This is a genomic window from Streptomyces abyssomicinicus (assembly GCF_008974245.1).
Lineage (GTDB): Bacteria > Actinomycetota > Actinomycetes > Streptomycetales > Streptomycetaceae > Streptomyces > Streptomyces abyssomicinicus.
Genome location: NZ_BBZI01000006.1, coordinates 652187 through 676959 on the forward strand (window position 1 = coordinate 652187; position 24773 = coordinate 676959).

The window sequence follows — 24773 nt, forward strand, 5'->3', positions numbered from 1 at the left end:
GAGCGCCGCGTCCCCGCGCGGCACGGGCTTCGGGGCGGCGGACGGCAGGCACCGTGCCCCGGGCCGCCCGACCGGGCGGCCCGGGGCACGGCGCGCCATGGCGGGGCGTCAGCCCAGGCGGCTCGCCGCGGCGGCCACCCGCTCGTCGGTGGCGGTGAACGCCACCCGGACGTGGCGCGCGCCGGCCGGGCCGTAGAAGTCGCCGGGGGCCACCAGGATGCCCAGCGAGGCGAGGTACGCCACCGTGTCCCAGCAGGACTCGTCACGGGTCGCCCACAGGTACAGGCTGGCCTCGCTGTGCTCGATGCGGAAGCCGTGCCGTTCCAGCGCGCCGCGCAGCACCTCGCGCCGGGCCGCGTAGCGCTTGCGCTGCTCGGCCACGTGGGCGTCGTCGCCCAGCGCCGCCACCGTGGCGGCCTGGGTGGGCATGGAGGTCATCATGCCGCCGTGCTTGCGCAGTTGCAGCAGCGGCATCAGCACCTCGGAGTCGCCCAGCAGGAACGCCGCCCGGTAGCCGGCCAGGTTGGACCGCTTGGAGAGCGAGTGGACGGCGACCAGGCCGTCGTACGAACCGCCGCAGACGTCGGGGTGGAGCACCGACACCGGGTCGGCCTCCCAGCCGAGCTCCAGGTAGCACTCGTCGGAGACGACCAGCACGCCGTGCTCACGCGCCCAGGCCACGATCCGGCGCAGCTCCTCCTTGGGCAGCACCCGGCCGGTCGGGTTGGACGGCGAGTTCAGCCACAGCAGCTTCAGGGGGCCCGGGTCCAGGTCCGTGGTCGGGTCGTCGTAGGCCAGGAAGTCGGCGCGGGCCAGCCGGGCGCCCACCTCGTACGTCGGGTAGGCCAGGCGCGGGAAGGCGACGGTGTCGCCGGGGCCCAGGCCCAGCTGGATCGGCAGCCAGGCCACCAGTTCCTTGGAGCCCACCACCGGCAGCACGTTGCGGTGCGTCAGGTCCTGGGCGCCCAGTCGCCGGCCGGCCCAGCCGGTGATCGCGTCGCGCAGTGCGGGGGTTCCCCAGACCGTCGGGTAGCCGGGCGAGTCGGCCGCGTCGGCGAGCGCCTTCTGCACGAGGTCCGGCACCGGGTCGACCGGCGTGCCGACGGAGAGGTCGACGACGCCGTCCGGGTGCCCGGCGGCGGTCGCCTTGTAGGGCTCCAGCTTGTCCCAGGGGAAGTCCGGCAGACGGCTCACGAGCTCGGACACGGGTTCAGCTCACTTTCCTCACGCCGCGGACGGTGCGGCTGCGGCGGCGAACGCCTCGGTCCCGCAGGCGGCCGGTGCGTGGGCCGCCGTACGGGACCGAGGGGGAGATCACTCCTACGGGTTCCGCTACTGGTTCTGCGGGGGCAGCGCGGCGACGAACGGGTGGTCGCGCTCGATCAGGCCCAGCTTGCTGGCCCCGCCGGGAGAGCCGAGCTCGTCGAAGAACTCCACATTGGCCTTGTAGTAGTCCTTCCACTCGTCCGGCGTGTCGTCCTCGTAGAAGATGGCCTCGACCGGGCAGACCGGCTCGCAGGCCCCGCAGTCGACGCACTCATCCGGGTGGATGTAGAGGGACCGCTGCCCCTCGTAGATGCAGTCGACCGGGCACTCCTCGATGCACGCCTTGTCCTTCACGTCGACACAAGGCTGCGCGATGACGTAGGTCACGCTGTCGTTCCTCCTCGATAGGGCGCTGGCGGGCCTCCACAGGCTCCGCCGCCTGGCGCGCGGGAGCGCGGCGTCGTCGATGCCCGCCCCTAGTATCTCCACTTCGGGACCCGAACCGAACACGAGGGGTGAACCGACCCGTGGAATTCTCCACCGAAGCGCGAGCCGCGCTGCACCTTACCGGCTCTGACGTGGGCAAACGCGTCTCCGTACGGCGGCTCGCCGAAGACGGCGGCGCAGGGGCCAAGTTCAGCGACACGGTCGGTGTTCTCACATCATGGGACGAGGGCGTGCTGCTGATCACCCGTCGGAACGGCGAGAGGGTGCGGATCGACGAGTCCACCCTCGTGGCGGGCAAGGTGGTTCCCCCGGAGCCGGCCCGCCGTCGCGGCCCGGCATCGTCGTTCCGGGAGCTCGCCGGGGTGACCGCGCGGGCCTGGCCGCCGGTGGAGAGCGAACCGCTCGGCGGGTGGGTGCTGCGCGCCTCCTCGGGGTTCACCCGGCGCGCCAACTCGGTGCTGGCGGTCGGCGACCCGGGCCTGGAGCTGGACGACGCGCTGGCGGTCGTGGCCGCCTGGTACGGCGAGCGCGGGCTGCCCGCCTACGTCCAGGCGGCGACCGGGGCCGAGGGGACGGACGAGATGCTCTGCGCCGCCCTGGAGGAGCGGGGCTGGGTGCGCGAGGTGACCGCCGAGGTGTGGATCGGCGGCCTGGCGGCCGTGGCCGACGCGGTGGACCCGGCCGGGGCGGACCCGGCCGGAGCCGGTCCGCGGGCGCCCGTGGTGGAGTTCTCCCGGCACACCGACGACGCCTGGCGGGCGCGTTACCAGCGCAAGGGCGTCAGCGAGGTGGCCCGGCGGGTCCTGGAGGGCGGTCCCTCCGTCTGGTTCGCCACCGTCCCCGGCGCGGACGGCGCCCCGCCCGCCGCCATCGGCCGGTGCGTGGTGGACGGCAGGTGGGCCGGGTTCGCCGCGGTGGAGGTGGCCCCCGAGCGGCGCCGGGAGGGCCTGGCCACCCGGGTGATGGCGGCGCTGGCGGGGCAGGCGATGAAGGAGGGCGCCTCGGCGGGCTGGCTCCAGGTGGAGACCGACAACTCCGGTGCGCGCGGGCTCTACGACACCCTGGGCTTCTCCGCCCACCACGCCTACCACCACTACCGCCGGCCCGAGGCCTGAGGAGGCGACCGCACGGCATGCTCACCCCTGACCCACCGGTCCCCGCCGGACCGGAGCAACGCGCCCGCTGGGCCGCCCGGTTCGCCGCCGAGGCCCGTGCCGAGCGCCCCGACCTCACGATGCTGTGCCTGCTGATCGGCGCGGTCGCGGACGGCTCGTTCGACGAGGCCGGGATGGACGAGGCGCAGATGGAACTCGACCGGCTGGCCGGGCGGTTGCCCTACCGGCCGGGCGGTCCCCGGGAGTGGGCGGAGGCGGTCCGCCGGCTGCTCGGCGAGGACGAGGGCTTCGGCGGCGCCGAGGCCGACTACCGCGACCTGCGCTCCTCGCTGCTGCACGAGGTGCTGCGGCGCCGGCGCGGCCTGCCGATCCTGCTCTCGGTGGTGTGGACGGAGGTCGCCCGGCGGGCCGGCGCGCCGGTGCACGGGGTGGCGCTGCCGGGCCACTTCGTCGTCGGCTTCGGCCCGGCGGACGATCCGGCCCGGCAGGTGCTGGCGGACCCGTTCGCGGGCGGGCGGCTGCTGACCGGCGCCGACGCCGAACTGCTGGTGCTGGAGACGACCGGGACCGCCCCGGATCCGGCGGACCCGTCGGTGTACACGCCCGCCCGGCCGCTGGAGGTCGTGGTGCGGATCCTGAACAACATCCGCGCCTGGGCGGCGGCCCGCCCCGAGCAGTCGGCCACCGCGCTGTGGGCGCTGGAGCTGTCGCTGCTGCTGCCCGCGCGGCCCGCGAACCTCCGCTACGAGTACGCGCAGCTCCTGGTCGGCAGGGGCGAGTTCATGGCGGGTGCGGAGGAACTCGAGGTGTACGCCGACGTGGTGGAGGCGGTGGACGAGGAGCTGGCCGAACGGGTGCGCGGGCAGGCTCGGTCGGCCCGCGCCCGGCTCAACTGACCGCTCCCCGGGACGAGTCCGCCCGCACGGCCCCGAAGGGCGGTGCGGGCGGGCGTCGTTCGGCGGCGGACCGGGTCAGCTGGGCTCGGTGTCGATGACGGCGGTCCGCTCGGTCCTGCTGACCAGCGCCGGGCGCAGCGCGCCGATGACGTCCTCGGCGGTCACCGGGGTCTTCTTGCCGGTGCCACGGGTGATCAGCACCCCGTCGAAGGTCTCCCCGTACAGCTTCTCCAGCTCGGCCTTGTCGTAGCTCTCGACCAGCCGGCCGTCGACGGCGCGCACCCGCAGGAACCGCCACAGCGAGTTCTCCGGGCTGAACGAGATGGTGTGCGCGGCGTCGGTCCGGACGGTCACCAGGCCGGACATGGCGGGCTCGGCGAACTCCTTCATCATCCGGTCCACCTCGGCGTCCGGGACGCCGGGCTCGCGGGTGGCGACGGGCAGTTCGGTGGCGGGCGCCTTCCCGTCGGCCACCTGCAGGCGGAACGCCTCCTTGACCGCGGGGACGGCCTTCTCGACGTCGATGCCCTTGCCGGGCTTGCCGTAGACCGGGACGGCCTTGCCGGCGCTGAACTCGATGCCGCCCTCGGTGACCGAGCCGGCGCCGCCGGCGGACTCCTCCAGGGCGGCGCGCAGCTTCTCGGAGTCGACGGGCATGTTGGGTTCGACGACGCGCTCCTGGCCGAAGAGCGAGCCGATCACGGAGACCGGGTTGTAGTCGCTCCGGGCCGCCTCGGCGACGGTCGCCCGGGTGTCGATCTCCAGGCCCGCCTGCTCCGGTGCGAGGCTGACGGACTCGCCCTCGACGCTGAACTCCAGCGGGCGGTCCACACGGTCGCCCAGGGCCCGGTCGAGCTTCTGCGCGGCCTCCTCCCGGGTGCCGCCGCCTATCTCCACGCCGAGCACGGTGGTGCCCTTCGGCACGTCGGAGTGGTTCAGCAGCAGACCCGCGCCGTAGGCCACGGCGAACAGGGCGACCAGGCCGCCACCGAGCAGGACCAGCTTGTTGCGGCCCTTCTTGGCGGGCGGCGCGGACGCGGGTGCCGGGGCGGGGACCGGGGCCGCAGCGGCGGGCGCGGGGCTGTAGGCGCCGGGCGGGGAGCCGGCCGGACCACCGGGGGTGCCGCCCGCCGGCGCGGAGCCGGCCGCGGGGACCCGGGGCAGGCCGCTGGTGAGGGTGTCGCCGGAGATGTTGTCCTGGCGGCGCGGGGCGCCGGGGACGCCGGGCCCGTCGGGGGCGGGGCGCTGCGGGGTGAGCACCGCGGTGTCGTCGCTCAGGCCGCTGCCTGGGCCGGCGCCCAGCGGGCCGCTGCCGCCGGCGGGTCCGGGTCCGGCACCGAGCGGGCCGCTGCCGGTGACGGGGCCGCCGGTCGGGCCGGTGGGGGCCTTCGGACGGGGGGCCGGGCCGCCGGGCGTACGGCCGGCGGGGCCCGTGCCGGGGGCCTGGCCGCCGCGGGGGCCGAGCGGGCCGGCGTTCAGCGCCTCGGTGACGTCGACCGATCCGGTGCCGCCGCCGTGGCCGGGGGCCACCGGTCCGCCGGTCGCGCCGGGGAGGCCGGAGCCGTTGGTTCCGCCGGGGTTGCCCTGGCCGCCGGGGCGCGGGGCGCCGGGAGCGCCGGACGCACCGCCGCGGGGGGCGCCACCCGGGCGCCCGCCGGCGGGCGCGCCGCCGCCGGGGCGGGACGCGGTGGGACGCTGCGGGAGGGCGGGGGCGCCGGCGGCCGGCGTACGGCCCTGGCCGCCGGGGGCCGGGGCGCCGCCCTGGCCCGGGGTACCGCTCTGGCCCGGGGCACCGCTCTGGCCGGGGGCACGGCCGCGGCCGGAGGATCCGGAGGTCCCGGACGGACCGGGGAGCGCGGGCGGGCCCGCCGGCGCGCCCTGCGGGCCGCCCTCCGGCGGGACCGCGGGGGCCTTGCGCGGGGCGAACCAGTCGCTCGTCTTCTCCTTGGCCGGGGCCTCGGGAGCCGACGGCCGTCCGGCGGCGGCCGCGGACGAGGTGTCCGTGCCGCCGGCCGGCGTCGCTCCGCCGCCCGCGGGGGGCTGCTCACCCTGGGCGGCGGGGCCGTCACCGACGGGCTTGCGCACGACGACGGGCGGGATCGGCCGGGACCCGGGGATGTTGATCTTCACCCGGGTCGTCAGTGTGGTCTCGGTCTTGCGGTCCTCCGGCCGCGACGGCTCCGCGGGATGCGCGGACCCGCCGTGCCCGTGGGGCGTGGGGGACGGACTGTCAGTTTCACGACTCAAGGCAGGTTCTCCCGGTTGGCTCCGCCGCCCGTCACGATCACAGCGGGCTTGTCGGCGGCGCGCTCCACGATACTGGCCGCTTCCCGTGGGTAACCCGCGGCCGAGGGCATATCCGCTCCGGGGGTCACCGGGGCGGCGGGACGAAGCGGGATGTGCATCCCATGTCGGACGGCGGACTCAGCGGTTGCGGCCGCCTCCGAGGGTGGCGCAGATCATAGCGACCACGATGCCGCCGAGAAGAAACAGGTAGGGGCGAAGGCTGGCCCCGAACACGAAGTCACCCTCGGGACGACTGGTGGTGAGCAGGACGACCGCCACCAGCCAGCCCGCCACGGGCACGGCCGCGCCCGCCCGGGAGGCCATCAGCCGCGACCCGCCGAGGAAGGTCCCGGCCGCACCGGCGAGCGCCAGCAGCAGCCCGCCGGGGAAGAAGGCGGCCTGCACCAGCGCGCCGGCCACCCCGACGAGCGCCCCGCACAGGAACAGTCCGGCGTAGGCCGCGGTCCGGCCCGCCGAGGGCAGGCGCAGCGGCTGAGCCAGCGGGCTTCCCGCGGCGGGCCGCGGCCCCTTGTCGTTCACGCCGCCGTTCAGGCTCATGCCGCGCCTCCCCGGTGTCCTTCGGGCGTCCCGTGCCCCGCGGGGGTCGCGGGCGCGATGCCGGCGAACAGGTCGTCCCCCACGCCGGGGCCGCCCGGCTCGCCCTTCACCAGCTGGTAGTGCTCGACCGCGAACAGCGGCTGGACCAGGTCGTTGGAGAGGGCGAACCAGGGGCCGTGCACGGCGATCTGGGTGGCGTGCGCCGTCATCGCGGCGGCCTTGGCCGCCGCGTACTGGGTGCCCCCGGCGTCCACCCGGACGCTGATCGTGCCCGGGTCGTCGACGACGCCGGGCAGGTCGTCCACCTGGGCCGCCGCGGGGAACGGCAGACCGGGCAGCTCCTCACGGAGGCGGGCGAAGGCATCCTCGGCGACCGCGCGGGGCATCCGGGTCCAGTAGACGCGGGAAACGTCCCAGGCGTCGCCGAGATCGGGGCGCACGCCCGGGTCGGCGGCCAGATCCGCCGCCCGCATGGCGACGCGGTGGGCCTGGATGTGGTCGGGGTGGCCGTAGCCGCCGTCCGGGTCGTAGGTGACCAGGACCTGCGGGCGCACCTCGCGGATCACGGCGACCAGGTGTTCGGCGGCCTCGTCCACCGGGGCTCCCCAGAAGGCGCCGGGGGCGTCGTTGTCGGGCAGACCCATCATCCCGGAGTCGCCGTAGCGGCCCGCGCCGCCGAGCAGGCGGACGTCCGTGACGCCCAGCTCGCGCATGGCGGCGGCCAGCTCCTGGCGGCGGTGCGCGCCCAGCGCCGCGCCGGAGAGATGGGCCAGCTCGGGCGGGATGACCTCGCCGAGCTCGCCCAGCGTGCAGGTGACCAGGGTGACCCCGGCGCCCTCGGCCGCGTAGCGGGCCATGGTGGCGCCGTTGTTGATCGACTCGTCGTCCGGGTGCGCGTGCACCAGCAGCAGGCGGCGAGCGGGCATGTCCGTCATGGGGCCAGCTTAGGCCGGGCCCCCCGGCGCTCCCCCGGCAGGCGTGCCGGAGGACGGAGGGGGCAGGACCCGGGCAAGCGGGGTGACGGAGACGCCCCGGCACACTTCCTGGTGTACGCCTCCGTCGCGGGGGTATCCGGGACGGGGGCGACGCGCGGTCAGAACTTGAAGCTGCCGATCATGCCGGCGATGTTGTTGGTCAGCTCACTGATCGTGGGGGCCACCGACGACGCGGCGAGGTAGAACCCGAGCAGCATGCAGACGACCGCATGCCCCGCCTTCAGGCCCGACTTCTTGATCAGCAAGAAGACGACGATCGCCAGCAGCACCACCACCGAGATCGAGAGTGCCACGGCGGTTCACCTCCAAAGCTCCCTAGGACACAGGCAGTCGGACCGAAGGGGCGACAAATCCTTCGCGCAGCCAGCAGGTTGATACCCACCGGACGGCAGTGATCATAACTATCCGAAGCAACGCATGAGTCGGCGCACAGCCGCACAGGGGGGGCGCATGGCCAATATGGTCAGGTCATGCAGACGGACACCGAATCCTTCCCCCGGCGGCAGGCCCGCACCCAGCGATTCACCCTCGGGGCGCCCCGCGCGTTCACCGTCGCACCGGACGGCTCACGGGTCGTCTTCCTGCGCTCGGGTTCCGGCACGGACCGTGCGGGCGCCCTCTGGGTGCTGGACCTCGCGGCCGTGGGCGGCCCCGCCGAGCGGCTCGTCGCGGACCCCGCGGCCCTGCTGGACGGCACCGGCGAGGACCTCTCCGCCGAGGAGCGGGCCCGGCGCGAGCGGAGCCGTGAGGGTGGCGCCGGCATCGTCTCCCACGCCACCGACGCGGCCGTGGAGCTTGCGTGTTTCGCCTTGTCAGGGCGGCTTTTCACGGTCGGCCTGAGGACCGGGACGGCGCGTGAACTGCCCGTCGCGGGACCGGTGATCGACCCCCGCCCCTCCCCGGACGGACGCCATGTCGCCTACGTCGCGGGGGGTGCGCTGAGGGTCGTCGGGACGGACGGCGACGGCGACCGGGCGCTCGCGGAACCGGAGTCGGAGACGGTCTCGTACGGGCTCGCGGAGTTCGTCGCGGCGGAGGAGATGCACCGCTTCCGCGGCTTCTGGTGGGCCCCGGAGTCGGACCGGCTGCTGGCCGCCCGGGCCGACGACGCCCCCGTGCGGCGGTGGTGGATCGCCGACCCCGCGCACCCCGGGCGGGAGCCGAGGCCGCAGGCGTACCCCGCGGCCGGGACCCCCAACGCGGACGTACAGTTGTTCGTCCTGGGCCTCGACGGCAGCCGGACGGAGGTCGTCTGGGACCGCGAGCGGTTCCCGTACCTGGCACGAGTGCACTGGTCAGCGGCGGGTTCGCCGCTGATCCTGGTGCAGGCGCGGGACCAGCGTGAGCAGCTGACCCTGGCCGTCGACCCGGACACCGGGGCCACCCGGACGCTGCTGCGCGAGAGCGACCCAACATGGCTTGAATTGTTCGCCGCCACGCCCTGCTGGAGCCCGTCCGGCGAGCTGGTGCGGATCACCGACGAGAGCGGGGCGCGGGCCCTCGCGGTGGGCGGGCGCACGCTCACCGACGGCGGGCTGCACCTGCGCGCGGTCCTCGACGTGTCGGAGGACGACGTCCTGGTGTCGGCCTCCGCGGGCGAGGCGGCGGCCGACCCGGAGACCGGCGAGGTGCACGTCCACCGGGTCACCGCCGAGGGGGTGGAGCGCCTCTCGCGGGAACCGGGGGTCCACACCGCCGTCCGCGCGGGCGGGGTGACGGTCCTGGTGTCGTCCACGCTCGACCGGCCGGGGTCCCTGGTGCGGGTGGAGCGGGACGGCAAGGAGGTCGCGCGGATCGCCTCGCACGCGGCCGACCCCGGCCTGACCCCCGGCGTCTCCCTGACCCGGGCGGGCGCGCGGCGGATTCCGTGCGCCGTGCTGCTGCCCGCGCACCACCGCGCGGGCGACCTCCTGCCCGTCCTCATGGACCCGTACGGAGGCCCGCACGGGCAGCGCGTGTCCGCCTCGCACAACGCCCATCTGACCTCGCAGTGGTTCGCCGACCAGGGGTTCGCGGTGATCGTCGCCGACGGACGCGGCACGCCGGGGCGCTCGCCGGAGTGGGAGAAGGCGGTCCGGGGCGACTTCACGCTCGCCCTGGAGGACCAGATCGACGCCCTGCACGACCTCGCCGAGCGGTACCCGCTGGACCTCTCGCGGGTGGCGGTCCGGGGCTGGTCGTTCGGCGGATACCTCGCGGCGCTGGCCGTGCTGCGCCGCCCGGACGTCTTCGCCGCGGGGGTCGCCGGCGCGCCCGTCACCGACTGGCGCCTCTACGACACCCACTACACGGAGCGGTACCTGGGCGACCCGGCCGCCGAGGGGGCGGCGTACGCGACGAGTTCGCTGGTGACCGACGACGGCCTCTCGGGCGCCGTCACGCCCGCCCGGCCGCTGATGGTGATCCACGGGCTCGCGGACGACAACGTGGTGGCCGCCCACACGCTGCGGCTCTCCTCGGCCCTGCTGGCCGCGGGGCGGCCGCACGAGGTGCTGCCGCTGTCGGGGGTGACCCACATGACGCCGCAGGAGCAGGTCGCGGAGAACCTGCTGCTGCTCCAGGTGGACTTCCTGCGCCGCTCGCTGGGCATGCCGCCGGGCTCAAGCGCGGGGACGGCGCCGGCAGTTCCGTCGGCCGGCTGAGCAAGGACCGCGCCCGGACGGCGGCCGGCCCCCGGCCCGGCCGCACCCGGGCCCGGCCACACCCCTGCCGGTCACGGTTGTACGGACCGGACGACCGCCGGGCGGGCCCCGCGACGACCGGACGGGCCCGGCGGCGGTACCGGACTCGCGGCGGAGGCGCGGAACCCACGGCAGCGGGACGTCCTCGCGATGGAGGTGCGGCCCCCCACGGCGGGACCAGCCCCACGCCGCCGGAACCGCCCTCGCCGCGGCGAGGGCGGTTCCGACAACCGAACCGGCTCCGCACCCCGCGGAACCGCCCTCGCTGCGGAGGTGCGGGCCCCACGGCGAGACCGCTTCCTCGCGGCGGCGGCGCAGACCCGGTGGCAGGACCGCACTCGCGGTGGCGAAACGGACCCGGTGGCGGAACCCCCCGTAACGGCGGATGCACGGCCCCACGACTGAACCGCTTCCTCGCGACGGCGAGACGGACCCACCACCGCACCAGCCCCACGCCGCCGGAACCGCCCTCGCGGCGGAGGCGCAGACGCCATGGCGGGAACGCACTCGCGGGGGCGAAACGGACCCGGCGGCTGAACCAGCCCCGCACCAGCAGAATCGCCCTCGTGGTGGCGGAACGGGCCCCACGACGGACCAGCGCCGCACCAGCGGAACCGCCGTCGCGACGAAAGCGCGGACCTGGGCGCAGAACCGCCCTCACGACGGGGGCGCGGACCCGGCGGCGGAACCGGCCTCAAGGCGGCGATACCACCCTCGCGGTGGCGGCGCGTGACGGAAGCGGTACGGGCCGGGGCGACATGGCACGCCCCGGCCCGCTCACGGCACCCGCACGGCCGTACGGTGCTCAGATTTCCACGTCCGTATATCGGAGGCGGGTCCGCGGAGTTGCCTGCCTGTTAACGCCCCGTCAGGGCCGCGCCTCCGCCGCGTCGGCGGGAACCACCCGCTTCTCCTCGGCGAAGTGACAGGCCGAGGGATGCGCCGCCGGGCCGCCCTCGCCGCGGAACGCCTCCGGGACGGCGAGCAGCGGCACCTCGTCCACGCAGCGCTGCCGGGCCTTCCAGCAGCGGGTGCGGAAGCGGCACCCGGAGGGGATGTCGGCCGGGGAGGGCACGTCGCCGGTGAGGATGATCCGCTCGCGGCGGTCGCGGGCCGCCGGGTCGGGCACGGGGACGGCCGAGAGCAGCGCCTGGGTGTAGGGGTGCGTGGGGTGGCCGTAGATCTGCGCGTCGGTGCCGGTCTCCACGATCCGCCCGAGGTACATCACGCCGACGCGGTCGGAGATGTGCCGCACCACGGACAGGTCGTGGGCGATGAAGACGTAGGCGAGGCCGAATTCGTCCTGGAGCCGCTCCAGGAGGTTGACGACCTGGGCCTGGACCGAGACGTCGAGCGCGGAGACCGGCTCGTCGGCGACGATGATCTCCGGGCGCAGCGCGAGGCCGCGGGCGATGCCGATGCGCTGGCGCTGGCCGCCGGAGAACTGGTGCGGGTAGCGGTTGAGGTGCTCGGGGTTGAGGCCCACCACCTCCAGCAGCCCCTGGACGCGCCGGCGCCGGTCGCCCCTGGGCGCGGCCTCGGGGTGGATGTCGAAGGGCTCGCCGACGATGTCGCCCACCGTCATCCGCGGGTTGAGCGAGGTGTAGGGGTCCTGGAACACCATCTGGATGTTCCGGCGGACCGCCTTCAGCGCGCGCCCGGAGAGCCTGGTGACGTCCTCCCCCTTGTAGCGGATCGCGCCCGCGGTGGGGCGCTCGAGGTTGACCAGCATCCGCGCCACGGTGGACTTGCCGCAGCCGGACTCCCCGACGATGCCGAGGGTCTCGCCCCGGCCGAGGACGAAGTCGACGCCGTCGACCGCCTTCACTGCTCCGGTCTGCTTCCGGAAGAGGATGCCCTGGGTGAGCGGGTAGTGCTTGACCAGCCCCTCGACCTCGAGGAGGGGCTCGGTCGTCGTGTCCGTGCCGGGCACGGGCGCCATGGTGGCCATCGGTTCTCCTGGCGGGCGGTTCGGCCGGCGGTGGCCGTCTAGGGGGTGTCCGACGCGGGCCCGCGGCAGGCGGAGTCCTCGAGGCAGTCGAGCCAGAAGTGGCAGGCGCTCCCCCGCCCCGGCCCCGAGACCGGTCCCCGGTCGACGGCGTACAGCGGGGGCACGTCGGTGCGGCAGACGTCCTGCGCCATCGGGCAGCGCGGGTGGAAGGGGCAGCCGGGCGGGATCGCGGTGAGGCTGGGCGGCAGGCCCTTGATCGCGTACAGCTCCCGGCCCTTGTGGTCCAGGCGCGGGATGGAGTCCAGCAGGCCGCGGGTGTACGGGTGGGCGGGCGCCTTGTAGAGGTCGTGCACCGGGGCGGTCTCGACGATCCGGCCCGCGTACATCACCGCGATCCTGTCCGCGACGTCGGCGACCACGCCGAGGTCGTGGGTGATCAGGATCAGGCCCATGTCGTACTCGCGCTGGAGCTCGGCCAGCAGGTCCATGACCTGGGCCTGCACGGTCACGTCGAGGGCCGTGGTGGGCTCGTCGGCGATGATCAGGTCCGGCTCCAGGGCCAGCGCCATGGCGATCATGATGCGCTGGCGCATGCCGCCGGAGAACTGGTGCGGGTAGTCCCGCACCCTCTGGCCCGCGGCCGGGATGCGGACCCGGTCCATCAGCTCGACGGCCTTGGCCCGGGCGTCCTTCCTGGACATGCCGCGGTGGACGACGAACATCTCGCCGAGCTGGTCGCCCACGGTGAGCACCGGGTTGAGGGAGGAGAGCGCGTCCTGGAAGATCATCGCCATCTCGGCGCCGCGGACGGAGCGCCGCTGCTCCTCCTTGAGCTTCAGCAGGTCGCGTCCCTTGAAGAGGATCTCGCCTCCGGTGATCCGGCCGGGCGGCACGTCGAGGATGCCCATGATCGCCTGGGCGGTGACGGACTTGCCGGAGCCGGACTCGCCGAGCACGGCCAGCGTCTCGCCGGCGTCGACGGTGTAGTCGACCCCGTTGACCGCCTGGGCGACGCCGTCCCGGGTGGCGAACTCCACGCGCAGGTCGCGGACCTCGAGCAGCATGGCGCGGCTCACCTCAGCTTCGGGTCGAGGGCGTCGCGGACCGCGTCGCCGAGCATGATGAACGCCAGCACCGTGACCGCCAGCGCCCCGGCGGGCCAGAGCAGCATGTGCGGGGCGTTGCGGATGTACGGGGAGGCGGAGGAGATGTCGATGCCCCAGCTGACCGTGGGCGGCTTCAGCCCGACGCCCAGGTAGGACAGCGTGGCCTCGAGCGCGATGTAGGTGCCGAGCGCGATGGTGGCCACCACGATCACCGGGGCGATCGCGTTGGGCGCGATGTGCCGCAGCAGCATCCGGGGGCCGGAGGCGCCGAGGGCGCGGGCCGCCTGCACGTAGTCGTGCTGTTTGGCGGTGATGACCGAGCCGCGGGAGATCCGTGAGATCTGCGGCCAGCCCAGCAGCACCATGAAGCCGATCACCGGCCAGACGCTGTTGCTGGTGACCACCGACAGCAGCACCAGGCCGCCGAGGACCACCGGGATGGCGAAGAAGACGTCGGTGAGCCGGGAGAGCAGGGCGTCCCACAGACCGCCGAAGAACCCGGCCAGTGCGCCGAGGACGCCGCCGAGGAGGGCGACGCCGAGGGTGGCGCAGACGCCGACGGTGACCGAGGTGCGGGCGCCGTACACGGTGCGGGTGTACACGTCGCAGCCCTGGCCGTTGAACCCGAACGGGTGGCCGGGCCGGCTGCCCTCCTGGGCCAGGGCCAGGTCGCAGTCGAGCGGGTCGCCCGAGGTCAGCAGGGAGGGCCACATCGCGATCAGCGCCAGGAAGAGGATCAGCAGGGCGGAGACGAGGAAGACCGGGTTGCGGCGCAGGTCCCGCCAGGCGTCCGACCACAGGGAGCGGGGCCGGCCGGACGGACCGCCGCCGTCGGGACCGGGGTCGTCCTCCAGCGTCCGGCCCTCGTTGGTGGCCAGGTCCATGGAACCGCCGAAGCCCGTCCCGGCGACCGCGCCGTCCTCGGCGTCCGGGCCGCCGTCGGGCCAGTCCCCGCGCGGGCGGTCGCCCGGCGGGTGTTCGCCCGGCGGGCGGTCGCCGGGCGGGTGCTCCCCGGGCCGGCGGTCGCCGGACTCCGGATCGGGCCCCGGGTTCGTCCGGCGGACGTCAGGCATAGCGGATCCTCGGGTCGAGAACGGCGTACAGGAGGTCGACGACGAGGTTGGCCACCAGGAAGACCAGCACCAGCACCGTCACGAACCCGACCACGGTCTGGGTGTTCTGGCGCAGGATGCCCTGGTAGAGCTGGTAACCGACGCCGTGGATGTTGAAGATCCGCTCGGTGACGATGGCGCCGCCCATCAGCGCGCCGACGTCGGTGCCGATGAAGGTGACCACGGGGATCAGCGAGTTCCGCAGGAGGTGGCGGGAGATCACCCGGCGGCGCGGGAGCCCTTTGGCGACGGCCGTGCGGACGTAGTCGGAGCGGCGGTTCTCGGCGATGGAGGTGCGGGTCAGCCGGGTGACGTAGGCCAGCGAGACGGAGGCCAGCACCAGGCCGGGGACGACGAGTTCGCCGAACGTCGCCTCGGAGGAGACCGAGGGGTCGATCCAGCCCCACTCCACGCCGAGCAGCAGCTGGAGCAGCAGGCCCGTGACGAAGGTGGGCACGGAGATGACGACGAGGGTGGCGACCAGGACGCCGGTGTCGACCGGCCGGCCGCGGCGCAGCCCGGTGACCACGCCGAGGGCGATCCCGATCACGATCTCGAAGAGGATCGCCACCAGGGTCAGCCGGATGGTGACCGGGAAGGCGGTGCCCATCAGCTCGGTGACCTTCTGGCCGTTGAAGGCGGTGCCGAAGTCGCCGGAGAGCACGTTGCCCATGTAGGTCAGGTACTGCTTCCACACCGGCTGGTCGAGGCCGAACTCCGCCTTGAGGCGGGCCGCCGTCGCCGGGTCGCAGGCGCGGTCGCCGCAGAGCCCGGCGACCGGGTCCCCCATGACGTTGACCATCAGGAAGATGAGCAGCGTCGCGCCGACGAAGACGGGGATCATCTGGAGCAGACGCCTGATCACATAGCGTCCCATGGTGCCTCCCGGCCTGGATGCGGGGCCGAGCCCCTGGTCAGCTGACCTTGATCTGGTCGTAGACCGGGACGCTGAACGGGTTCAGGGCGACGTCGGAGAGACGCTCGGAGTAGCCGGCCGAGCCGTTCTGGTACCAGAGCGGGATGGCGGCCATCTCGTCGCGGACCACCGCCTCGGCCTCGAGGAAGTTCTCCACGGCCTTGCCGGTGTCCGACTCGGCGTTCGCCTTGTCGACCCGGTCGTCGAACTCCTCGTTGGACCACTTGCCGTCGTTGGAGGAGGCGTCGGTGTAGTAGAGCGGCTGGAGGAAGTTCTGGATCAGCGGGTAGTCCATCTGCCAGCCGGCCCGGAAGGGGCCGGGCATCTTCTCCTCGCCGATCTGGTTGCGGTAGTCGGCGAAGGTGCCGACGGGATTGGGCACGCACGCCTTGCCCGAGCCCATGGCGCGGTTGATGCTGTTGCAGACCGCCTCGACCCAGTCGCGGTGCGATCCGGTGTCGGCGTTGAAGGTGATCCGGACCTGGCCCCCGGGCAGACCGCCGCCCTCCTCGATGAGCTTCTTGGCCTCCTGCGGCTTGTACTCGCAGGCCTCGCCGCAGAAGCCCTCGCGGAATCCGCCGTCCTCTCCGAGGACCGGGGAGGTCCAGTCGGTGGCCGGGGTGCGGGTCTTCTGGAAGATCGTCTCGGTGATCTGCTCGCGGTCGATCGCCATGGACAGGCCCTTGCGGACCTTCTCCAGGCCGGGCTTGTTCCACTTCGGGTCGTAGAACGGGAAGGCGAGGGTCTGCAGGATGCCCGCCGGGGTGTTGATGTACCGGTCGCCGAGGTCGGCGGGGGCGTTCTTCAGCTGGCTGGCGGGGATGTCGTCGACCAGGTCGAGGTTGCCGGACATCAGGTCGTTGTAGGCGGTGGCGTTGTCCGTGTACACCTTCAGGTCCACTCCGCCGTTGCGGGCCTTGTCGGGGCCGTCGTACCCGTCCCACCTGCGCAGTGACATCTGGGAGCCCTTGGCGTAGGAGTCGACCTGGTACGGGCCGTTGCCGATCGGCTTGGCGATCCAGGCGTCGTGGTCGTCGAAGAAGGCGCGCGGCAGCGGGGCGTAGGCGTTGTAGCCCAGGGTGTCGGGGAAGGTCGAGAACTTCTGGCCGAGCTTGACGGTGAAGGTCCGGTCGTCGACCACCTCCAGGCCGGAGAGGGTGTCGGCGCTCTGCTCGCCGCTCTCCGGGTGGGTCTGCTCGTAGCCCTCGATGTACTGGAAGAAGTAGGCGTTCTTCTGGTTGTTCCTCAGGCTCGCGCCGTAGTTCCACGCGTCCACGAAGGAACGGGCGGTGACCGGCTCGCCGTTGCTGAACTTCCAGCCGTCCTTGACCGTGATCCGGAAGTTCTGGGAGTCGGAGGTCTCGATCTTCTCGGCGAGCATGTCCTGGGCCGCGCCGGTCTTCGGGTCGTACTTCTTGAGGTTGCGGAAGATCATGTCGAGGACCTTGCCGCCCTGCACCTCGTTGGTGTTGGCGGGCTCCAGCGGGTTCTGCGGGTCGCCCCAGGAGGAGCTGAGCACCGCGCCGGCGTCACCGCCACCACCGCCACCGCCGCCGCCACCGCAGGCCGCGGCCAGCAGCACGGCCGCCGAGGCGCCCGCGGCGGCCACCGCGCGGACCGCCGTACGCGGGCGCCCCGCGGGCGCCGCGCCCCCTGCTCGTCGTCCGCCCATCGGCGTGCCTCCCTCTCCCTGACCGGTCCCTGGCCGGTTCCTGACCGCACCCGGGTCCATGTCCGGGCCGTACCTGGCCGGTGTCCGGCCGATCCGCGACCGATCCACGACCGATCCGTTCGGTGAACGATCCATATCGCCATTGACGTTCCGATTCATCCGGTATCCACCCTTACGGGTGACGGCGTCGCCCGACCGGACGCTCGGAGCCGGCACGGAGGCCGCGGCGGCCCGCTCCCTCGCGGCCTCCGCGCCGCCCCCTCCCCCGCAGCCCGCCCCGTCCGGCCCCGGACCCCCGGATCCACCGGTCCCCACACCTCGGTCCGGCCGACACCCGCCCCTCGCTCCGACCGGCCCCCACCCCCGGCGGCTCCGCCGTACATGTCGGACAGGCGCACCGCCAACCTCCCACCTGCAAGGCGTCAGAGGTCGAGACCAATGCCCGTGTCCGATCGATCAACTTGGCGTTTCCGCAGGCCACTTGGGGTCTCGGTTCCGTTGACGCCCCACTGCCGCACTGATAGACCACTTCCCATTCGGCAGCACTGCTCAGCAGTCCGAGGATGACGCGAGGTCCGAGCATGAATTCGCAAGAAGCGCACGGCAGAACAGGCCGACGCCACCGCGCCCCACGGCTCGTCGCCGCGATGGGAGCACTCGCCCTGGCGTTCACCGGGGCGGCCGCCACGCCGCTGAACCCGGCGCCGGCCGAGGCTCGGGCGCAGGCCGCGGAGGACAAGCAGGTCCTCACCGTGGCCGTCGCCCAGAGCGTGGACTCGCTGAGCCCGTTCCTGGCCGGCCGGCTGGTCTCCACCAGCATCCACCGCCTGATGTACGAGTACCTGCTCAACTACGACCCGGAGACGAACGAGCCCGTCCCGGCCTTCGCCACCAAGTGGGAGGCGTCCGAGGACAAGCTGACCTGGACGTACACCATCCGCGACGACTCGAAGTGGTCGGACGGCAAGCCGGCCACCGCCGAGGACGCGGCGTGGACGCTGGGCAAGATGATGTCGGACGACGCCGCGGCCACCGCCAACGGCAGCTTCGTCGGCAACTTCGAGTCGGTGAGCGCGCCCAGCAAGGACCAGCTGGTCATCAAGCTCAAGAAGCCGCAGGCCACCATGACGGCCCTGGACATCCCGATCGTGCCCAAGCACATCTGGGAGAAGGTCACCGACTTCTCGAAGTTCAACAACGACCAGAAGTTCCCGATCGTCGGCAACGGCCCGTTCGTGCTCACCGACTACAAGGTCGACCAGTACGTGAAGCTGGAGCCCAACAAGGACTTCTGGCGCGGCGCCCCCAAGTTCGACGAACTGGTCTTCAAGTACTACAAGGACGGCGACGCCGCCGTGGCCGCCCTGAAGAAGGGCGAGGTCTCCTTCGTCCCGAACCTGACGCCCGCGCAGGCCGACGACCTCAAGACCGCCGGGAACATCAAGGTCAACGACGCCCCCGGCCGCCGCTTCTTCGCGCTGGCCGTCAACCCGGGCGCCAAGGCCAAGGACGGCGCGAAGCTGGGCGACGGACACGAGTCGCTGCTGGACCAGCGGGTGCGCAACGCCCTCTTCAAGGCCGTCGACCGCGACGCCATCATCGACAAGGTCTTCCAGGGGCACGCCGTCAAGGGCGAGGGCTACATACCCCCGCGCTACGACAAGTACTTCTGGAAGCCCTCCCCGGACCAGGAGCTCACGTACGACATCGACGCGGCCAACAAGCTGCTCGACGACGCCGGCCTGAAGAAGAAGGACGGCAAGCGGGTCGACGAGGACGGCAAGCCGATCGTCTACCGGGTGCTCTGCCACGCCACCGACCCCAACGACAAGGCCATCGGCCAGTACCTGGAGGAGTGGTGGGGCCAGCTCGGCATCGGCATGGACCTCCAGTGCTCCGACAACGTCTCCGACCCCTGGCTGGCCGGCACCTACGACCTGGCCTTCGACGGCTGGTCGGTCAACCCGGACCCGGACTTCGTGCTGTCCATCCACACCTGTGACGCCCTGCCGGCCACCAAGGAGGACGTCGGCGCCACCGACAACTTCATCTGCGACAAGAAGTACGACGAGCTCTACCAGGAGCAGCTCGCCGAGTACGACCCGGCCAAGCGCGCCGACCTGGTCAAGCAGATGCAGTCGCACCTCTACGACCTCGGGTACATGAACGTGATGGCCTACCCGAACGCCGTCGAGGCCTACCGCAGCGACCAGATCAAGTCGATCACCACCATGCCCACCGAGGCCGGCAACATCTACGGCCAGGACGGCTACTGGAGCTGGTGGTCCGCCGAGCCCGTCGCCGCCGACGAGGCCTCCTCCGAGGACTCGGGCTCGACCGGCGTGATCATCGGCATCGTCGCCGGTGTCGTGGTCCTGGTCGCCGTCGGCGCCTTCCTGGCGATGCGCCGCCGTTCCACCGCCGACGAGCGCGAATAGCAGCAGGGCGTACATGACCCAGATCGCACCTGTGCCGGCCGCGCCGGCCGACGGCCCGGTTCCCTCCGGGCCGCCGGCCGGCCGGTCCGGCTCCGGCAACCGCACCCTGACCTACCTGCGCTACGTGGCGGGCAAGCTGCTGGGAGCCGTCGTCTCCCTGCTGGCCGTCCTCGTCACCAGCTTCTTCCTCTTCCGCCTGATACCGGGCGACCCGGTCACCCAGATGACCCGGGGCCGGCCCATCTCGCAGGAGCAACTGGACGCCCTGCGCCTGGAGTTCGGGCTCGACCTGCCGGTGTGGCAGCAGTTCCTCGACTACTGCGGCAACGTCCTCACCGGCGACTTCGGCACCTCCTACCAGTTCCGCGCGCCGGTGATGGACAAGATCGGCGAGGCGGTGATGCCGACGCTGCTGCTGACCTTCACCGCCTTCGTCATCTACACGGCACTCGGCGTCTTCCTGGGCACCCGGTCCGCCTGGCGCCACAACAGCCGCGGGGACAAGGTCAACACCGGCCTGGCCCTGGTGCTGTTCTCGGTGCCGTCCTTCTGGCTCGGCCTGCTGGCGATCATCATTCTCGCCAACGGCGTGGGCCCGCTCCCCGGCCTGTTCCCCACCGGCGGCATGGAGACCGGCGAGGAGGGTCTCGACCACGTGCTCGACGTGGCGCACCACATGGTGCTGCCGGTCCTCACCCTGGTGGCCGTCGACTACGGCCAGACGCTGCTGGTCACCCGCTCCGCCCTGCTGGACGAGATGGGCAGCGACTACCTGACCACCGCCCGCGCCAAGGGCCTGCGCGACGACCAGGTGCGCACCCGGCACGCCGTGCCCAACGCGCTGCTGCCCACCATGACGCTGATCTTCGTCAACCTGGGCCGCACCGTGGCGGGCGTGATCCTGGTGGAGACGGTCTTCTCCTGGCCGGGTCTCGGCAGCCTCTTCTACCAGGCGCTGAGCGTGCCCGATCTGCCGCTGGTGCAGGGGCTGTTCTTCTTCTTCGCGGCGACGATGATCCTCGCCAACATGCTGGCCGACCTGATCTATCCGCTGCTCGACCCCCGGGTGGGCAACCAGTGACGACGAACGAAACGACCGCGGGCGGCGCCACGCTCGACGCGCGCAAGCTGACCCGGCGACGGCGACGGGCCTCCGCGGCCCGGTTCTGGCGGCAGTACCGCTCCCACCGGGCCGGATTGGCCGGCCTGATCGCCCTGACGCTCCTCGCCCTGGTGGCGCTGACCGCGCCGCTCACCATCGGCGCCGAGGTGTCCGACGTGACGACGGCGCCCGGCTCCCCGCTGGAGGAGCCCAGCGGCCGGTTCTGGCTGGGCACCGACTCGTTCGGGCGCGACCTGTTCGGCCTGGTGGTCTGGGGCTCGCGGGTCTCGCTCCTGGTGGGGCTGCTGGCCGCGGCGCTCTCCGTGGTGATCGGCGCGGTGGTCGGCATCACCGCCGGCCACTTCGGCGGCGTCTACTCGACGGTGATCATGCGGATCACCGACTGGTTCCTGGTGATGCCCGCCCTGGTGCTGGCCATCGCGCTGGCCACGGTGCTGTCCCGCTCGCTCGGCACGATGGTGCTGGCGATCGCCATCGTCACCTGGCCGACCACCGCCCGCCTGGTCCGCGCGCAGACCCTGGCCGTGGAGGCCCGGCCCTACATCGAGCGCGCCAAGGCGCTCGGCGGCGGCCACCTGCACATCATGACGCGGCACGTCCTGCCCAACGTGATGCCGCTGGTGCTGGCCCAGACCACCCTGCTGATCTCCTCCTCCATCCTGACCGAGGCGACGCTGGCCTTCCTGGGCCTCGGCGACCCCACGGTGGTCTCCTGGGGCAGCCTGCTCCAGGACGCCCGCGAGGCCGGCGCGGTCAGCTCCGGCAAGTGGTGGTACGTGATACCGCCCGGCATCGGCATCGCCACCGTCGCGCTGGCGTTCACGCTCTGCGGCCGCGCCGTCGAGTCCGTCCTCAACCCCAGGCTGGGGGTGTCCCGTTGACCCTGCTGGACGTCCAGAACCTCGAAGTGACCTACCCCGGCGGGGCGGCCGCGGTGCGCGGGGTGGACCTGACGCTGGAGGCCGGGCAGAAGCTGGGCATCGCCGGGGAGTCCGGCTGCGGCAAGTCGACCCTGGCGCTCGCGCTGCTGCGGCTGCTGCCCGCCGGGACGAAGGTGGGCGGGCGGATCCTGCTCGACGGCGAGGACGTCCTCGCCATGAAGTGGGGTCAGGTGCGCGCCGTGCGGTGGGCGGGCGCGTCGATCGTCTTCCAGGGCGCGATGCACTCGCTGAACGCGGTCCACCGCATCGGCGACCAGATCGCCGAACCGATTCTGCTGCACCGCCGGGCCACCGCCGCGGGGGCGAAGCGGAAGGCCGGCGAACTGCTGGAGCAGGTGGGCCTGCCGGCCGCCCGCGCCTCGGCCTATCCGCACGAGCTCTCCGGCGGCCAGCGCCAGCGCGTGATGATCGCCATGGCGCTGGCCTGCGACCCCGGCCTGGTGATCGCCGACGAGCCGACCACCGCGCTGGACGTGATGATCCAGGCGCAGATCCTGCGCCTGATCGAGGAACTGGTCAGCGAGCAGAACGTCGGCCTCATCATGATCAGCCACGACCTGGCGGTGCTGGCCGACACCTGTGACCGGCTGGCCGTGATGTACGCGGGGCGGGTGGTCGAGGAGGGGCCCGCCGGGCGGGTCTTCGACGACGCCCGGCACCCGTACGCGCGGGCGCTGTCGGCCGCGTTCCCGCGGATCGGCGACCCGGCCTCACGGTTCGCCCCCGCGGGGCTGGCGGGCGACCCGCCGGACCCGTCGGCGCTGCCGGGCGGGTGCGCGTTCCATCCGCGCTGCCCGGTGGCGCTGGAGTCCTGCGCCACGGAGGACCAGCCGTTGCGGCTCGCCGACGCCGCGACGGGACGCCGCGCGGCGTGCGTGCACGCGGGCGCGGGCGCGGAGGAGGCCGCCGCGGTCGTGGACGCCGCGGTGGTGCACGCCCCGGCGGTGCGCGCCGCGGCGGCGGACACCACCCTGCCGGACATTCCCGGCGTGCGTGGGTCCGGCGCGGACGGCGACGACTCCGGCGCGACGGGGTCCCGTGCGGGTACGGACGACGGCGAAGCCACCGGCCCAAGAGCCTCCAGCGGCGCGGCGACGTCGGGCATGGACGCGGACGGCGGCGCGGGCACGTCCGGCGCGGACGCGGCGGGCAGCACAGGGGCGGCCGACCCGGAGGCGGGCGGTACCGACGGAGCGAGGAGCACCACCGCATGACGACGACCACCGACAACGGCACGCCGCTGCTGAGCGCCGAGGCACTGCGCGTGACCTTCCCCGGGCGCGACGGCGCGTCGCCCGCACGGGCCGTGGACGGCGTCGACCTGGACATCCGGCCCGGGGAGATCGTCGCGCTGGTCGGCGAGTCCGGCTGCGGCAAGACCACGCTGGCCCGCTCGCTGCTGGGGCTGGTGCGGCCCACCGGCGGCCGCGTCACCTTCGCGGGGGCGCCGCTGGAGTACCGTGCGCGGGCGCTCAAGGCGTACCGCAAACGGGTCCAGCTGGTGCTCCAGGACCCGACGGGGTCGCTGAACCCCCGGCACACCGTGTACGACGCGGTCGCCGAGGGGCTGCGGATCCACGGCTACGACGGCGACGAGCGGGCCGCGGTGGCCGGGGCGCTGTCGCGGGCCGGGCTGCGGCCGCCGGAACGGTTCTTCCTGCGCTACCCGCACGAGCTGTCCGGCGGGCAGCGGCAGCGGGTGGTCATCGCGGGCGCGCTGGTGCTGGAACCGGAGCTGATCGTGGCCGACGAGCCGGTGGCCTCGCTCGACGCGTCGGTGCGGGGCGAGATCCTCGCGCTGCTGCTGCGGCTGCGGGAGGAGCTGGGGCTGTCGGCGCTGGTCGTCACCCACGACCTGGGGCTGGCGTGGAACATCGCCGACCGGGTGGCGGTGATGTACCTGGGGCGGATCGTGGAGACGGGGCCGGTGGAGGAGGTGCTGACCTCGCCACGGCATCCGTACACGCAGGCGCTCCTGTCGGTGCTGCCGGAGGCGCCGGGCGAGCCGGTGGTCCTCACGGGCGAGCCGCCGGACCCGTCCCGCGTCCCGGGCGGGTGCCGGTTCCACGTGCGGTGCCAGGTGCTGGCGGGCGGGGAGGCGGCGCGGGCCGGCGTCGAGGAGGCGTGCCGCACGGTGGACCTGCCCGTGCTGCCGGGCACGGGGGGTACGGCGGCGGCGTGCCACTGGGCGGCGGCCCGGGTGTCCGCCTGACCCCCGCCTCACGGCGCGTCCGGGGGTGCCCCAGCTCGAGCGGAGCCGAGAGCTCGGGGCGGGGGCACCCCCGGCACGTACCCCCGGACCCCCGGACCCCTCGGCACGTACCCCCGGACCCTCGGACCCCCGGCACCCCGGCACCCCGGCACCCTTGCGGAGGGGCGGAAGCCCACCTGGGACCATGGGCGGATGTACGAGGAACCGAACCCGATGGCCGGCCTGTGGCCGCTCGTGCCGTACGGGCACACCGACTGGCTGCTGAAGCTGTGCGGCGACGGCCTCACCGGGTTCATGCCCCCGGCGATGCCCGACGCGGTGTGGGTGCTCAACGCCCTGTACGAGCACGAGCAGGGCCCGAGCGACGTGTCGTACGACGAGTACCACCGGGCACGGGTGGCCGACGGGAGCACCTGGCCCCACATGGCCGGAGACGTCGACCTCGACGCTGTGGGCATCGCCACGGGGGGAGGGCTGGGCCGTGCCCGGCACCCTGGCCCCGGCTGGCGGCGGCTGCGCTGGGCGGAGCTCGCCCGGCGGACCGGCGACCCGGTGGTGCCCGACGGGCTGCTGCCGTCCTCCTGCTGCTTCCCCTCGGCCACGAAGGACGGCAGCCGGCCGCTGAGCATGATCCCGCCGACCGAGGGAAGCCTGGACCGCGAGACCTGGAACCGGCTGGTCGCCGTCCTCGTCCGGCAGAGCCCGGCGGGGCCGGACACCCGCTGCCTGGCCTACTACAGCCCTCTGACGCTCGGCGCCACCGACTTCGACAACCTCCACGTGCGTGAAGGCCGGCTCGGCGACGCCGGGATCCTGTACGACCACTCCGAGGCGGACTTCAGCCCGTCCAACCTCTGGGCCGCCGACCGCTCCTGGGTCCTGTGCACCGACTACGACCTGTGGGCCACCAAGGTCGCCGGCAGCCCGGCCCTCGTCGAGGCGTTGCTGAACGACTCCGGGATCGAGGCGGTCCGTCTGCCCTGGGCGCACTGACGAGCCGTCCCGGGTCCCTTCCCCGCCCGTGACGGCGCCTGCGGCTGCCCGCAGGGCGGGGTGCG

Annotated in this window: 20 protein-coding genes; 9 read left to right on the forward strand and 11 right to left on the reverse strand. The window is 73.6% G+C overall.

The features are described from left to right. Window positions 1-108: 108 nt before the first annotated feature. The gene (gene dapC / locus GBN72_RS10365; RefSeq protein ID WP_151771413.1) at window positions 109-1206 is read right to left on the reverse strand and encodes a succinyldiaminopimelate transaminase; all 1098 of its coding nucleotides are present in this window, start codon (window positions 1204-1206) and stop codon (window positions 109-111) included. A 126-nt stretch (window positions 1207-1332) separates the two neighbouring features. Next, entirely contained in the window at window positions 1333-1653 is a 321-nt protein-coding gene (gene fdxA, locus GBN72_RS10370; RefSeq protein WP_077966227.1) for a ferredoxin, read from the reverse strand. Between the two features lie 140 nt (window positions 1654-1793). Here fdxA and GBN72_RS10375 point away from each other — a divergent pair, with 140 nt between their 5' ends. Further along, a complete protein-coding gene (locus tag GBN72_RS10375; protein WP_151771414.1) occupies window positions 1794-2828 on the forward strand; it encodes a GNAT family N-acetyltransferase in 1035 nt (344 codons plus the stop codon). A 17-nt stretch (window positions 2829-2845) separates the two neighbouring features. Further along, window positions 2846-3724: a transglutaminase-like domain-containing protein gene (locus GBN72_RS10380; protein WP_151771415.1), complete on the forward strand. Its 879-nt coding sequence runs from the start codon at window positions 2846-2848 to the stop codon at window positions 3722-3724. Window positions 3725-3799: 75 nt separating this feature from the next. Here the strand turns inward: GBN72_RS10380 and GBN72_RS10385 are convergent, their stop codons facing one another. The 4 genes from GBN72_RS10385 to GBN72_RS10400 form a co-directional block, all read right to left on the reverse strand. Beyond that, window positions 3800-5971, reverse strand: a complete 2172-nt coding sequence (locus GBN72_RS10385; protein ID WP_151771416.1) for a hypothetical protein — start codon at window positions 5969-5971, stop codon at window positions 3800-3802. Window positions 5972-6148: 177 nt separating this feature from the next. Beyond that, window positions 6149-6568 carry a DUF6113 family protein gene (locus tag GBN72_RS10390; RefSeq protein ID WP_151771417.1) on the reverse strand — a complete coding sequence of 140 codons (420 nt, stop codon included), beginning with the start codon at window positions 6566-6568 and terminating at the stop codon, window positions 6149-6151. After that, on the reverse strand, window positions 6565-7503 hold the full coding sequence (mshB, locus tag GBN72_RS10395; RefSeq protein ID WP_151771418.1) for an N-acetyl-1-D-myo-inositol-2-amino-2-deoxy-alpha-D-glucopyranoside deacetylase: 939 nt from the start codon (window positions 7501-7503) through the stop codon (window positions 6565-6567). Before mshB ends, GBN72_RS10390 begins: the two co-directional genes overlap by 4 nt. A 158-nt stretch (window positions 7504-7661) precedes the next feature. Further along, a complete protein-coding gene (locus GBN72_RS10400) occupies window positions 7662-7856 on the reverse strand; it encodes a hypothetical protein (protein ID WP_151771419.1) in 195 nt (64 codons plus the stop codon). 177 nt (window positions 7857-8033) lie between these two features. Here GBN72_RS10400 and GBN72_RS10405 point away from each other — a divergent pair, with 177 nt between their 5' ends. Further along, a complete protein-coding gene (locus GBN72_RS10405; protein WP_151771420.1) occupies window positions 8034-10205 on the forward strand; it encodes a prolyl oligopeptidase family serine peptidase in 2172 nt (723 codons plus the stop codon). Window positions 10206-11112: 907 nt separating this feature from the next. Here the strand turns inward: GBN72_RS10405 and GBN72_RS10410 are convergent. The 5 genes from GBN72_RS10410 to GBN72_RS10430 form a co-directional block, all read right to left on the reverse strand. Continuing rightward, entirely contained in the window at window positions 11113-12195 is a 1083-nt protein-coding gene (locus GBN72_RS10410) for an ABC transporter ATP-binding protein (protein ID WP_281371590.1), read from the reverse strand. Window positions 12196-12233: 38 nt separating this feature from the next. Next, entirely contained in the window at window positions 12234-13259 is a 1026-nt protein-coding gene (locus GBN72_RS10415; RefSeq protein WP_151771421.1) for an ABC transporter ATP-binding protein, read from the reverse strand. Window positions 13260-13267: 8 nt separating this feature from the next. After that, entirely contained in the window at window positions 13268-14185 is a 918-nt protein-coding gene (locus GBN72_RS10420; RefSeq protein WP_151771974.1) for an ABC transporter permease, read from the reverse strand. A 181-nt stretch (window positions 14186-14366) separates the two neighbouring features. Next, the gene (locus tag GBN72_RS10425; protein WP_151771422.1) at window positions 14367-15290 is read right to left on the reverse strand and encodes an ABC transporter permease; all 924 of its coding nucleotides are present in this window, start codon (window positions 15288-15290) and stop codon (window positions 14367-14369) included. A 37-nt stretch (window positions 15291-15327) separates the two neighbouring features. Further along, window positions 15328-17001, reverse strand: a complete 1674-nt coding sequence (locus GBN72_RS10430; RefSeq protein WP_151771423.1) for a peptide ABC transporter substrate-binding protein — start codon at window positions 16999-17001, stop codon at window positions 15328-15330. A gap of 581 nt (window positions 17002-17582) precedes the next feature. Between GBN72_RS10430 and GBN72_RS10435 the strand changes: the two genes are divergently transcribed. The 6 genes from GBN72_RS10435 to GBN72_RS10460 all read left to right on the forward strand — a co-directional run bounded on the left by GBN72_RS10435 (window position 17583) and on the right by GBN72_RS10460 (window position 24708). Next, window positions 17583-19439: an ABC transporter substrate-binding protein gene (locus GBN72_RS10435; RefSeq protein WP_151771424.1), complete on the forward strand. Its 1857-nt coding sequence runs from the start codon at window positions 17583-17585 to the stop codon at window positions 19437-19439. 13 nt (window positions 19440-19452) lie between these two features. Then, entirely contained in the window at window positions 19453-20520 is a 1068-nt protein-coding gene (locus GBN72_RS10440) for an ABC transporter permease (RefSeq protein WP_151771425.1), read from the forward strand. Continuing rightward, window positions 20517-21443 (forward strand): ABC transporter permease, encoded by a 927-nt coding sequence (locus GBN72_RS10445; protein ID WP_151771426.1) that lies wholly within the window; start codon window positions 20517-20519, stop codon window positions 21441-21443. Before GBN72_RS10440 ends, GBN72_RS10445 begins: the two co-directional genes overlap by 4 nt. Then, window positions 21440-22717, forward strand: coding sequence for an ABC transporter ATP-binding protein (locus GBN72_RS10450; RefSeq protein ID WP_151771427.1), 1278 nt, complete (start codon window positions 21440-21442; stop codon window positions 22715-22717). The genes GBN72_RS10445 and GBN72_RS10450 overlap by 4 nt, the downstream gene beginning before the upstream one ends. Further along, window positions 22714-23715: an ABC transporter ATP-binding protein gene (locus GBN72_RS10455; RefSeq protein WP_151771428.1), complete on the forward strand. Its 1002-nt coding sequence runs from the start codon at window positions 22714-22716 to the stop codon at window positions 23713-23715. The genes GBN72_RS10450 and GBN72_RS10455 overlap by 4 nt, the downstream gene beginning before the upstream one ends. 192 nt (window positions 23716-23907) lie before the next feature. Then, the gene (locus GBN72_RS10460; RefSeq protein WP_151771429.1) at window positions 23908-24708 is read left to right on the forward strand and encodes a hypothetical protein; all 801 of its coding nucleotides are present in this window, start codon (window positions 23908-23910) and stop codon (window positions 24706-24708) included. The last annotated feature ends 65 nt before the right edge of the window (window positions 24709-24773 follow it).

What these genes read in the sequence shown, in the direction of transcription:
- GBN72_RS10440 (WP_151771425.1), top strand. Translation starts at nt 19,453, where the DNA reads ATGACCCAGATCGCACCTGTGCCGGCCGCGCCGGCCGACGGCCCGGTT.
- mshB (WP_151771418.1), bottom strand. Translation starts at nt 7,503, where the DNA reads ATGACGGACATGCCCGCTCGCCGCCTGCTGCTGGTGCACGCGCACCCG.
- GBN72_RS10405 (WP_151771420.1), top strand. Translation starts at nt 8,034, where the DNA reads ATGCAGACGGACACCGAATCCTTCCCCCGGCGGCAGGCCCGCACCCAG.
- GBN72_RS10415 (WP_151771421.1), bottom strand. Translation starts at nt 13,259, where the DNA reads ATGCTGCTCGAGGTCCGCGACCTGCGCGTGGAGTTCGCCACCCGGGAC.
- GBN72_RS10455 (WP_151771428.1), top strand. Translation starts at nt 22,714, where the DNA reads ATGACGACGACCACCGACAACGGCACGCCGCTGCTGAGCGCCGAGGCA.
- GBN72_RS10425 (WP_151771422.1), bottom strand. Translation starts at nt 15,290, where the DNA reads ATGGGACGCTATGTGATCAGGCGTCTGCTCCAGATGATCCCCGTCTTC.
- GBN72_RS10460 (WP_151771429.1), top strand. Translation starts at nt 23,908, where the DNA reads ATGTACGAGGAACCGAACCCGATGGCCGGCCTGTGGCCGCTCGTGCCG.
- GBN72_RS10420 (WP_151771974.1), bottom strand. Translation starts at nt 14,185, where the DNA reads ATGGACCTGGCCACCAACGAGGGCCGGACGCTGGAGGACGACCCCGGT.
- GBN72_RS10380 (WP_151771415.1), top strand. Translation starts at nt 2,846, where the DNA reads ATGCTCACCCCTGACCCACCGGTCCCCGCCGGACCGGAGCAACGCGCC.
- GBN72_RS10435 (WP_151771424.1), top strand. Translation starts at nt 17,583, where the DNA reads ATGAATTCGCAAGAAGCGCACGGCAGAACAGGCCGACGCCACCGCGCC.
- GBN72_RS10410 (WP_281371590.1), bottom strand. Translation starts at nt 12,195, where the DNA reads ATGGCCACCATGGCGCCCGTGCCCGGCACGGACACGACGACCGAGCCC.
- GBN72_RS10430 (WP_151771423.1), bottom strand. Translation starts at nt 17,001, where the DNA reads ATGGGCGGACGACGAGCAGGGGGCGCGGCGCCCGCGGGGCGCCCGCGT.
- GBN72_RS10390 (WP_151771417.1), bottom strand. Translation starts at nt 6,568, where the DNA reads ATGAGCCTGAACGGCGGCGTGAACGACAAGGGGCCGCGGCCCGCCGCG.